7 protein-coding genes and 2 tRNA genes are annotated in these 9763 nt (G+C 38.4%); 4 read left to right on the plus strand and 5 right to left on the minus strand.

The window, feature by feature from the left end; all coding sequences use genetic code 11:
• From E1171_RS14800 to E1171_RS14810, 3 genes are all read right to left on the minus strand, one after another.
• A partial coding sequence (locus tag E1171_RS14800) for a hypothetical protein (RefSeq protein WP_155206822.1) occupies positions 1–824 on the minus strand: 824 nt, incomplete at its 3' end.
• A 356-nt stretch (positions 825–1180) separates the two neighbouring features.
• A tRNA-Ala gene (locus E1171_RS14805) sits at positions 1181–1254 on the minus strand.
• A 37-nt stretch (positions 1255–1291) separates the two neighbouring features.
• Complete coding sequence (locus tag E1171_RS14810; protein ID WP_187696472.1) at positions 1292–1777, minus strand: NlpC/P60 family protein; 486 nt, start codon at positions 1775–1777, stop codon at positions 1292–1294.
• A 118-nt stretch (positions 1778–1895) separates the two neighbouring features.
• Here E1171_RS14810 and asnB point away from each other — a divergent pair, with 118 nt between their 5' ends.
• The 3 genes from asnB (at position 1896) to E1171_RS14825 (ending at position 5621) form a co-directional block, all read left to right on the plus strand.
• Positions 1896–3806 carry an asparagine synthase (glutamine-hydrolyzing) gene (gene asnB / locus E1171_RS14815; protein WP_155206823.1) on the plus strand — a complete coding sequence of 637 codons (1911 nt, stop codon included), beginning with the start codon at positions 1896–1898 and terminating at the stop codon, positions 3804–3806.
• A gap of 184 nt (positions 3807–3990) precedes the next feature.
• Positions 3991–5076 (plus strand): polysaccharide deacetylase family protein, encoded by a 1086-nt coding sequence (locus E1171_RS14820; protein WP_187696473.1) that lies wholly within the window; start codon positions 3991–3993, stop codon positions 5074–5076.
• A gap of 185 nt (positions 5077–5261) precedes the next feature.
• Positions 5262–5621 carry a methylglyoxal synthase gene (locus tag E1171_RS14825; RefSeq protein ID WP_155206825.1) on the plus strand — a complete coding sequence of 120 codons (360 nt, stop codon included), beginning with the start codon at positions 5262–5264 and terminating at the stop codon, positions 5619–5621.
• Between the two features lie 266 nt (positions 5622–5887).
• Here the strand turns inward: E1171_RS14825 and E1171_RS14830 are convergent.
• Both E1171_RS14830 and dnaK read right to left on the minus strand, forming a co-directional pair.
• Positions 5888–5969, minus strand: a tRNA-Leu gene (locus E1171_RS14830).
• Between the two features lie 151 nt (positions 5970–6120).
• The gene (dnaK, locus tag E1171_RS14835; RefSeq protein WP_155206826.1) at positions 6121–8058 is read right to left on the minus strand and encodes a molecular chaperone DnaK; all 1938 of its coding nucleotides are present in this window, start codon (positions 8056–8058) and stop codon (positions 6121–6123) included.
• Positions 8059–8683: 625 nt separating this feature from the next.
• On the opposite strand from dnaK, the gene sdaAA reads away from it, so the two are divergent.
• The gene (sdaAA, locus tag E1171_RS14840; RefSeq protein WP_155206827.1) at positions 8684–9586 is read left to right on the plus strand and encodes an L-serine ammonia-lyase, iron-sulfur-dependent, subunit alpha; all 903 of its coding nucleotides are present in this window, start codon (positions 8684–8686) and stop codon (positions 9584–9586) included.
• Positions 9587–9763 lie beyond the last annotated feature (177 nt).

Consider the following 9763-nt stretch of genomic DNA (forward strand, 5'->3'; position numbering starts at 1 on the left):
ATATTAGCTATTGATCCCTCCCCCCAAGCTATTGCACGAGTGGTGGAAGTTACTTCACTTTCATCACCATTAATAAATACCTTCCCATTTTCATTTGTTTGAGTATCTTCATTAATTTTAGAGCTTCCTCCATTAGCAGCGACAGCTACCACCTTTGTATTTACCATGTTTCCGGTTCCTTCTTCTATTTCCACTGAAGTTTCGGCTGCGGCCTGCCCGCTTCCTAAACCAATAGCTTCAGCAGTAGCATTAACAGTGTTATCCAGTGGATTACTTCCTGTATTAGTACCAATGTCTACAAATGATTTTGCAGTGGCATTTGCAGCCCCTGTTTTAAAGGCTGCAGCAGTAGCCATAGCCGTATTTCCCATTCCTTCTTGGATAGTAGTCTGGGCGGTAGCGCTTGCTGTTCCAGGGCCAAAAAGGCTAAAAGCAAATGCAAATGCAGTAGCAGTGTTGTTACTAGCGTCACTTACCATATTTGTGTCCATGTCCAGCGCAAACATGGTAGCAGTAGCAGAAGCTGATGCTGTTATTGGAACTAAAACCAAAGGTACTTGCTGCTGGCTTATCCCTATGGAAAAGGGAGTCTTCAATTGATTGGAAAAAAGTAGAGGATTGAAATAGTCTATTTTTCTTAAAAAAGAATTAGAAAAAGAAAAAAGGTTAGGAGAATTTGATAGAAGTATCTCCTTGGATGACCTTAACTTCCAAGGTAGTGGAACCTTTTGCTTTTGGATTTTTTTTTGTTCAGGATTTTTCTGGGCTAATGCCATAGCAGCACTCATGATTGCTGCACTGAGCAGTAAACAGATTTTTTTCATTAGTAATGAGTTTATATGTTTGGATAGGCAGGACTTAGTGGTACGTTTTCATCTTTTCTTTTAGGCAAAAGAAGGTAAGAACAAAAGGATTTTGCCCTTTCGTCTTTTCAAGTGCTGGGGGTGTTCGGGAAAAAAGTAAAGCTGGGGGAAGGTCAATGGGGTATTTTAAAGTGTGCTTACTTTCTGTAAGTAAGTCAACATTTCTAAGTTAATGGGATTTAAAATAAATTCAATGAAATATTAATACTTTAGAATCAGAAAAATTGAAATAAATTGTACCAAGGATTGTAGCAAATTTTTAGAAGATAATAAAAAGGCCCATTACACAATGTAAAGAGCCTTTTTTTAAGAATGTGTGGAGAATGCCGGAGTCGAACCGGCGACCTCTTGCATGCCATGCAAGCGCTCTAGCCAGCTGAGCTAATCCCCCATAGCGTGTGCAAATATAGACACATAAAAAATTAAAATCAAAGCACTCTACGGGCTTTTAGGAATCTTTTTCTGTAATAATCGGTGTAGAGATTGCTTTCGATCACTCCTAGTTTAGTGGAAGAATGTATGAACTTAATTGATTTACTGCCTTTTACACTCGTTACCATTCCAGCATGGGTTACTTTTCTTTTTTTCCTCCCTGTAGCAAAAAAAACAAGGTCACCCGGTTTGAGGTCTTTCAATTTTACCTTTTCCCCAATCTTGCTTTGGGCTTCAGATGTTCGAGGAATTTGTATGTCAATTTTTCTAAAGGAATTGTGTAGTAAAGCTGAGCAATCAATTCCCGAGCGTGTGGTGCCTCCAAAGCGGTATGGTGTCCCTGTATAAGCTCGTGCCGCCTGAATGACACTCTTTATTTTTTGTTCCTTTATGCGTGCTTTTTTACCAGCGGAACAACCACCCAAAATGAAGACTAACAGCAAAAAGCTGAGAAATTTTATGAAGTATTCTGGTCTATTCACAGATAAAAGGTTTAATTTTGGTTATATCAAATATATGTTTTTATCTTAAAAATGAAAAGAATAAAAAATACATTATTCCCTTCTTTTGTGATTTTTTAGGGTTTGGAAGTAAATAGATATGTGTGGAATTACAGGATTTTTTGCTTTTAACCAACTGGGATTAAGTCAGTTGAATCATTTAGATCAATCCGTTGATTATTTAACTAAGAGAGGACCGGATAGCAGAGGAACTTATGTGAACCAGAAAGTGGGTTTAGGGCATCGGCGGCTTTCGATTATTGACACCAGCGACAATTCTCGTCAGCCAATGACTGAGGTTAGTGGGCGGTTTACCCTTGTTTTCAACGGTGAGATTTACAATTATCGTGAGTTAAGAGCACAATTGGAATGTGATGGCATAAAATTTAGAACTTCTTCGGATACGGAGGTGCTTTTAAAATTATTTCAAAAAAAGGGTAAAGAATGTCTGGGAATGTTAAATGGCTTTTTTTGCTTTGCTATTTATGATTCTTTGGAAAAATCACTCTTTATTGCCCGCGATCGCCTGGGCATTAAGCCTCTTTTGTATTATTCATCAGAAGATTTTTTAGCTTTTGGATCAGAAATGAAGGCCCTTTTAGCTTATGATATTCCACGGGATATAGATTTTAATGCTTTAAAACTCTACTTACAATTTAATTATACTCCAGGTCCTTTTAGTATGTTAAAAGGGGTGAAAAAATTGTTGCCAGGCCATTTTTTGGAAATGAAAAACGGTAAAGTAAATATTGACTGTTGGTATAAGATTCCTTATTCCAGGGACAATATGAACCCCGAAAAATTATCTTATGAACAGCAAAAAAAGCAATTGGTAGAATTGTTGGACCGATCTGTAAAACGTCGTATGGTGGCCGATGTACCTCTGGGAGCTTTTCTGAGTGGGGGAATTGACTCATCCGTAATTACCGCTTTGGCTAGCCGACAGACTGATAAACTGAATACATTTTCCATAGGATATAAGGACGAACCATTTTTTGATGAAACCCATTATGCTCGTCAGGTAGCTGCTAAATTTAAAACAGAACATACGGTTTTTTCCCTAACCAATGAAGACCTTTACGAACACCTTTTTGATGTCCTTGACTATCTGGACGAACCCTTTGCGGACTCTTCTGCTCTTCCAGTTTATATATTAAGTCAAAAAACCCGGCAAAAGGCCACGGTTGCGCTTTCAGGGGATGGTGCTGATGAGATGTTCTCAGGCTATAATAAACACCTTGCTGCTTATCGGGCAATGAATGGGGGAGTAACTGCTATGGCGATAAACTCCATGCTTCCACTTTGGAAAGTTATGCCAAAGTCCAGAAATAACCCTCTGGGAAATAAGTTTAGGCAGTTACAGCGTTTTGCCGAGGGGTTGAGTTTATCGGAGGGAGAAAGATATTGGCGTTGGGCCAGTATTACAAGGGAAAAGGAGGTTGATCGTTTGTTGAATTCCAATGCTAAAAGTAAGTTGGAAAAACAATCGTATCAAGATTTCAAAACAAAGCATTTGGAGCATTTTTCAACCCAATCGGATATTAACGAAACCTTGTATACTGATATGCATTTGGTGCTTGTTAATGACATGCTTACCAAGGTAGATATGATGTCCATGGCAAATAGCTTGGAAGTGCGCGTTCCTTTTTTGGATCATGAGATTGTGGAATTTGCTTTTCAGCTACCGGAATCCTCCAAAATTAATAAGGGAATGAAGAAACGAATCCTGCAGGATGCCTTTCGAAATGTTCTTCCTGAAGATTTGTACAAGCGCCCTAAACATGGATTTGAAGTACCTTTATTGAAATGGCTTCGTACAGGACTCAAATCCATGATTATTGATGATTTGTTGGCAGATTCCTTTATTGAAGAACAGGGTATTTTTGATCTTGAGGAAATTAGAAATTTGAAAGCTAAATTGTTTTCAACAAACCCTGAAGATTCACATGCTAAAATTTGGGCACTGCTTGTATTTCAGTATTGGTGGAAAAAATATATTTCCAGCAAATAGAAAGGCTTTTTTGCTCTTTTTCCGAATTAAACGGTCTTGCTTTTGAGAAGAATTTAAAGGAAAGATTAAAAGCATAAGGAAAGTAGAGCTATCTGGAGACTGTAGTTGATGGAAACCTTGAATTCTTTTTTAGCTGTTTCCAGGTAAAATGTTTTGTTTTGATTCTAATGAAGAGGTGCTGATTATGTCTAAGCAAAGTATATTGTTTCTTACATTTAGTGTAGTTTTTCTTCTAGCCATTAAGATACTGGTATTCCCATTGTCGATTGAAGAAGCACCAATTTCCATAGAAAAGGAGGGAAAAGGAGAAATTAACTGTTTTGTCTATCATCGATTTGGAGAAGAAAATTACCCTTCCACCAATATTTCCCTAGAAACTTTTGAAAGGCAGCTTCAGTGGTTACAAGAAAATCATTTTACAGTCCTTACCCTTGGGGAGGCCCTGAAATTAATTGATGCCGATAATTTACCCCAAAAATCAGTGGTACTTACTGTTGATGATGGTTACCGATCTTTTATATTACGTGCATTTCCTTTACTTCAAAAATACAATTATAAAGCTACTGTTTTTGTCAATACCGCAACCGTGGGTGGTGGCTCTTATATGAACTGGAAGGAGTTAAAACAATTAGTGGACGCAGGAATTGAAATTGGGAATCATTCTCATAGTCATGCCTATTTTTTAAATTACTCTAAAGAAGAGAAATTAAAGATATTTAAGGAGGATGTTGCCAAAGCTCAGAAAACTATTCGAGAGAATTTGGGGATTAGCCCTGAATTGTTTGCTTATCCTTATGGAGAATATAGTTTGGATTTGAAGAAGGCTGTTCAAGAGTTGGGATTTAAGGCAGCTGCAGCTCAAAATTCCGGAGTGATTTCTTCGTATAGTGATCGGTTTGCCCTTCCTCGGTTTCCTATGGGTTCTTCTTTTGCTTCATTGGAGGGTTTTAGATCCAAAGCCAAAATGAAGGCTTTAGAGGTAAAAAATGTAGTTCCCGAGTCTTCTGTTTTGTCTTCCGATAATCCGCCCATTTTAAAGCTGGAAATCAATGATTCTCAAATAAATTTGAATCAAATTCAATGTTTTGTTCAGGGTAGTAAGAATTGTAGGTTAATTGCTGACTCTCGAAACCCCAATCAGTTCACAATGAAGGCAGAGGCCCCTCTCAATAATAGAAGGACCTTATATACAATAACGGCACCTTCTCTTGATGGGAGAAAATGGTTTTGGTATAGTCATTTATGGATCAACCCCCAAGTTAGTGAGTAAATTTTTTCTAACTCAGTTTGTTTGGCCTGTAATGATGGACTCTGTCCGGGGTTTTAATTCGGTTTCATAATTTTGATTTAGACAAGCCTTTAGGTATTAAACTGGTCGTTTAATTAGCAATTTTCCAGTACATTCTTTCATGTTTGGATAAATTCCATTTGATTTAAAAATAAAACTGAATTTATATGAGAATTGCAATTATTGCCCATGATGGGAAAAAGGCCGACATGGTAACTTTTTTGAGAGAACACAAAGACTTTTTAAATAATGCAAATTTGGTGTCAACTGGAACAACCGGGAAGCATGCCGAGAAAGCAGGGTTAAAGGTGAATAGGTTATTGTCGGGGCCATTAGGGGGAGATGCTCAAATTGCGGCCATGGCAGCAGAGAAGAAATTGGATTTGGTTATTTTTTTTAGAGATCCATTGGATAAACACCCCCACGAACCCGATGTACAAATGCTGATGCGGATTTGTGATGTGCATGACATTCCCCTTGCTACTAATTTTGCCACGGCTTCCCTGGTACTGAAAGGCCTTTCCTAGACAGGCTTTTAAAATATTTAGGGAATAAAAAAGGATAATGGGTAAATATTCTCAAATCTTCAGCTCCCTATAAGAGCTTTGAAATTTCTTTGTAGTAGAATTTAAAGTTATTAAGATCTACTGAAACGGATATATTATTGAAATGGACTTTTAAATTATTAGTAAGCCTCTACCGGTTATAGATATTTCTTTCCTTATCAGTTACTATTTGGTTTAAAAATAAAAAAGCCCCATTCTTTTAAAATGAGGCACTTATTGAAGTATAGTGCGCAAAGGGAGACTCGAACTCCCACGCCCGAAGGCACAGCCGCCTGAAGACTGCGTGTCTACCAATTTCACCACTTGCGCAATTCGGAGTGCAAACATATCACTCTTCTATTAGAAACACAAAACAATTCCCATGTTTTGCACGAGTGTTTTTTATCAAAAAAAGGCCTCAGTATCATACTGAGGCCTTTTTGATAAGGAAAATGAAAGCTGTGCTCTCATTTTCAGTTATTTATTTTTTATCATCTACTTCCTCAAATTCTACATCAGAAACGTTACCGTCATCTTTGCCAGTGTCTGAAGAACCTTGAGCTCCTGCTCCAGGTTGTCCATCACCCTGGGTAGCACCAGCACCTGCCTCTTGGGATGCAGCATACATTTCCTGAGAAGCCGCTTGCCAAGCATTGTTTAAGCCTTCCATTGCAGTATCTATAGCGGCTAGATCCTGTGATTTATGTGCTTCTTTGAGTTTTTCCAATGCAGAAGTAATCGCTGATTTGTTTCCGTCAGAAAGTTTGTCACCGTAATCTTTCAATTGCTTTTCTGTCTGGAAGATCAGTCCATCCGCCGCATTGATCTTGTCAGCTTTTTCTTTTATCTCCTTGTCAGCCTCAGCATTGGCTTTAGCTTCATTCTTCATTTTTTCGATTTCATCATCACTCAAACCTGAAGATGCCTCGATGGTGATTTTTTGCTCTTTTCCAGTACCCTTGTCTTTGGCACTAACATGCATAATACCGTTGGCGTCAATATCAAAAGCCACTTCGATTTGAGGAACTCCTCTTGGTGCTGGTGGAATATCTGATAACTGGAATCGACCGATTGTACGGTTGTCATTCGCCATTGGACGTTCTCCTTGCAGTACGTGAATATCTACTGAAGGCTGATTGTCTGAGGCGGTGGAGAATACTTCCGACTTTTTGGTTGGGATAGTGGTATTGGCCTCAATTAGCTTGGTCATTACACCTCCCATGGTTTCAATACCTAAAGAAAGCGGAGTAACATCTAATAAAAGAACGTCTTTAACTTCTCCGGTTAATACACCACCCTGGATAGAGGCTCCAATCGCAACTACCTCATCAGGGTTCACTCCTTTTGAAGGTTTTTTGCCAAAGAATTTTTCTACTTCTTCCTGTACCCTTGGAATACGCGTAGAACCCCCTACCAATATTACTTCATCTATATCAGAACCAGAAATTCCGGCATCTTCTAATGCTTTTTTGACAGGATCCATGCTTCTTCTGAACAAGCTGTCGCATAATTGCTCAAATTTTGCACGACTTAATGTTCTTACCAAGTGCTTAGGGATTCCATCTACCGGCATAATATATGGTAGGTTGATCTCTGTGCTGGTAGAGCTTGATAATTCAATTTTAGCTTTTTCAGCAGCTTCTTTCAAACGCTGAAGCGCCATTGGGTCTTTTCTAAGATCGATGTTTTCATCTTTCAGGAATTCTTCTGCCAGCCAGTTAATAATTTGCTGATCAAAATCGTCACCTCCCAAATGAACATCTCCATTTGTGGATAATACTTCAAATACACCGTCACCTAATTCCAAAATAGAGATATCAAAAGTACCTCCACCCAGGTCATAAACGGCGATTTTCATATCTTTATCGCGTTTATCCATTCCGTATGCCAGGGCAGCTGCCGTAGGCTCATTGATAATACGCTTTACTTCTAACCCTGCAATTTGACCTGCTTCTTTAGTCGCCTGTCTTTCCGCATCATTGAAGTAGGCAGGTACCGTAATTACGGCTTCTTTTACCTCGCTTCCCAGATAATCTTCCGCTGTTGACTTCATTTTTTGAAGTACCATGGCCGAAAGTTCCTGAGGAGTATATAGTCGATCACCAATCCGAATACGAATTGTTTCGTTATTTCCTTTTTCTACTTTGAAGGAGGCTTCCTTTTTTTCCTCACTTACTTCATCAAATTTTTTCCCCATAAAACGCTTCACCGATGAAACCGTGTTATGAGTGTTTGTGATCGCCTGGCGTTTTGCAGGATCACCTACTTTACGTTCTCCTTTTCCATCGTCTAGAAATGCTACAATAGAAGGAGTAGTTCTTTTACCTTCACTATTAGGGATAACGTGGGGTTCGTTCCCTTCCATCACCGCTACACAAGAGTTAGTGGTTCCTAAGTCAATTCCAATTATTTTTCCCATAATAAAATGTATGTATTGCTATGCTGATTCATTAATATCAAGAGTATTTTTTACTCTTCTGTTGTCTCCATTTACAAGGGTTGTGCCAATTGTCTTTTGAAGTTGTTTTATGACAGCTTGGCAGTTACAGGGACTGATTTTAAGTTTTATCTGGCAGTATCCCAGAAGAAAAACGTTTCAATAGGTATCAAATTGTCAGTTCTTTGGGTGGACTATACCCGGTTAAAACGCTGAATTTTTTGTAGTCTACAGACAAGGGATATTCATAAAAACTACCTTCATTGTAAGGATTTTGGTGGAATTTTAAGATTATAATAATATTTGATCGAGTTTGTTATATAATAATTGATAGAGTGACTAATTTTGAGAGGCAATAATCTTGAGGTTCTTTCTAAGAAGAAAGACAGAGGAATTTTATGATTGCAAATTACTGAATGACATAATCTGTCTCTTCAAATTTGCCCTTAAAAATAAGGAATCATTCAAAAGAATATGTAGTTGACGGCTTTTTTGATTTATATAGCTCAAAGCTTATAATTCACCTTTTGGCCTTTGAAGTTTTAATTTCGTATTGCTTAATTATTAATTCTAAATTACCCAGCTTGGGCTTTAAAAGAATAGATGTATGAGTTTTCTTTTTAATGGTTTTGCTTCCTGGAAGGAATATTGTGAAACCCAGCAGTTGAAATTGCATCAGCCGGTACTTGAATATGAGACCAAGCAAAAAGGTCGTTCAGAGGAGGAGGTATTCAATGGTTTATTACAAGCGTATGAAGTAATGAAGGAAGCGGTTAATTCTGGTTTGAGTGAAGAAATGAGTTCACGATCCGGAATGATAAAGAATGGTGCCAAAAAGGTGTATAATCATCCGGTGACTGTTCTATCACCCGAATTTCAAAAGTTGATATCCAGAGCTCTTGCGGCCAAAGAAGTAAATTCTTGTATGGGTAGGATTGTGGCAGCTCCAACTGCCGGAGCTTCAGGTATTCTTCCAGGAGTTTTGTATACTCTGCAAGACCTACACAATTTGTCGGATAAAAAGATTGTAGAAGGCTTATTAGTAAGTGCAGGAATTGCTTTGATTATCGAGCAAAAAGCTTCTTTGGCTGGAGCGGTTGGTGGATGTCAGGCAGAAACTGGAAGTGCGGCAGCCATGGCGTCAGGAGCTATTGTTTATTGTTTAGGAGGGAGTGTAGATCAAGTATTTAATGCCGTGGCTATTACTATTCAATGTATGTTAGGCTTAATTTGTGACCCTGTGGCAGGTTTGGTCGAGGTGCCATGTGTCGTGCGAAATGCTAGTGCTGCCGCTATTGCCAATTCTTCGGCACAAATAGCCTTGGCAGATGTGAGTGCTGTCATCCCAGTGGATGAATGTGTGGATGCCATGGGAGAAGTCGGTCAAAGTATGGAAACCCGCTATAAAGAAACGGCTTTAGGAGGCTTGGCTGCTACTAAAACTGGTCAACAGATCTCTAAGCGTGTATTGGTGCAGGACATAGAAATTCTTCCTGATGAGGATAAGTGAGAATTCGTTAAGAGAGAAAAATAATTTTGGGCCATAACTTAATGAATTCAAGAAATTTATTTTGAATAATAAAGTTCCTCCAAGGTCAGGCCTTTAGGTAGCGTATTAGAAAATTCATTTAAAAGAGGAAAATAGAATTTATTAGATTTCTTTAAGAGCCTGTCTAAACTTTGCGTT

This window comes from Xanthovirga aplysinae (genome assembly GCF_009711365.1).
Classification (GTDB): Bacteria; Bacteroidota; Bacteroidia; order Cytophagales; family Cyclobacteriaceae; genus Xanthovirga; species Xanthovirga aplysinae.